General features: G+C 60.0%; 1 protein-coding gene and 1 pseudogene. Both read right to left on the reverse strand.

Translation table 11 applies throughout. The annotated features are described in order from the left end of the window. A pseudogene (locus tag KGA85_RS29455) lies at nt 1–1,002 on the reverse strand (hypothetical protein); the annotation flags it as partial. 32 nt (nt 1,003–1,034) lie between these two features. Next, the coding region (locus KGA85_RS29460; RefSeq protein WP_223543597.1) for a DUF2345 domain-containing protein at nt 1,035–1,541 on the reverse strand (507 nt) is incomplete at its 5' end.

Genomic DNA, 1,541 nt, shown 5'->3' on the forward strand with positions numbered 1-1,541 from the left:
CGACGCGGCCAGCACGTATTGGCTGATGCTTTCCAGCTTGCGAAACTCGCCTTCACCACTGATGGTGATTTCCGTTCCTTGCCTCAAATGGAGCAAATCACGACCGTTGAGATCGAAGCGGGACCGAACATTCATGTGGTCACCGGAAGAACTGACCCGATAGGTCGCACCGCTGACGTGGTCCAGGTTGCGGAAGGCAACATAGCCTTGCAGAGAGCCATCGGCGTTACGCAGTGAAGCCGGGCCCCGGGAGTGTTCCAGCTTGCGGTATTTGCCCTCGCCACTGACCACCACTGGCGTGCCGGGTGGCAGCAGGTCGAGGTCAAGCATATGACCGCCTTCAGCCGGCTTGGTCAGCACTATCAACCCTTTGGGTGTCGAGGTGCCTACGCGAGTGTCGGAGACGTCCGCTCTGACCCTTAGATTACGTTCTGGCCAAAAGGCCGGACGTTGCAGCGCAACGTCTGCTTCATAACTCGCCCAATCCCGCAGGTGCATGTACAGGCTGTAGAACGTCAGGCCGGGTGGGGTTTCCTGACTGCCTTCGATTTTCGGCGGCTGAAGGCGATGGCGCACCAGCACGAAGTTGCGCGAGAACGGTTTCTCTACGGACTGTTTGTTGACGATGTAGGGCGTGGTCGGCGAATGGGTGTCGATGCGGTAGGCCACCACTTCACCGTCGGCCAGGCAATGCACGCTGGATTGATCCAGGGGACCGGCAGTGCCGCTGTCAAAATGCACGCCGCCGTGCCAGAGGCCGTTTCGACCCAAGGGGTAGTAGCCCGCCGCTGCGTTGGCCATGTGGGTCAGCTGCCGCAGCGGATCGCGCTTGTCCTTGAACGGATGGCTCCAGTTTTTCAACGCTTGCAGTGCTTCACTCTCCGGCTCTGGCGGTGGGGTTGCTTGAGTCGGCCGTGGCTGAGCGGGAAGAGCGGGGGCCTCTGATTGTGGGTGGCGGTCAAACGCCTGGGTCCCAAAAAACCAAACAAGTAAATCGCGCATGATGTTTTTTCACTCCTTGAATGGCACAGGGGTCAGCCCGAGAAATCCGTAAGCCCCAAGGACTCGTGGTCGTGCTCGGTCAATGGGGATAGCAGTGGTATTTCCAGTATTTGTTTGGCTGCACCGCTGTACTCGAAGTGCGCCGACTTCACCTTGTGATCGCCGGCCGTACCCGATTCGATGCCACTCGCTTCCAGAGTGAGGTAGCTGCCGCCGCCGTTGAGGACGATTTTTTTCTTTGCAGTGATGTGGATTTCGTCTTCGGTGCTGGTGATGTTCAGACCATGCCGGGCGATCAGTTCCAGGCGATCGTTCTGCGCCTGCACGCTCACCGGGCCCTGGTTGGCGATCAGCTTGATGCCGAGCTTGCGCACGAACAGGCTCAGGCCCTGGCCGACGCCGATGAACAGGCGCTTGACCACGCTGAGGTTGGCTTCACCGCCGGCGTTGAGCATCAGGTTTTTCTCGGCGGCCAGTTGCAGGTGCTGGCCGCTGGTCAGGGCGATGCCTTGCGGGGCGCTGAGCAGCAGGACCTGGGA

The sequence above is a fragment of the Pseudomonas sp. GL-B-12 genome (assembly GCF_019955895.1).
GTDB lineage: Bacteria > Pseudomonadota > Gammaproteobacteria > Pseudomonadales > Pseudomonadaceae > Aquipseudomonas.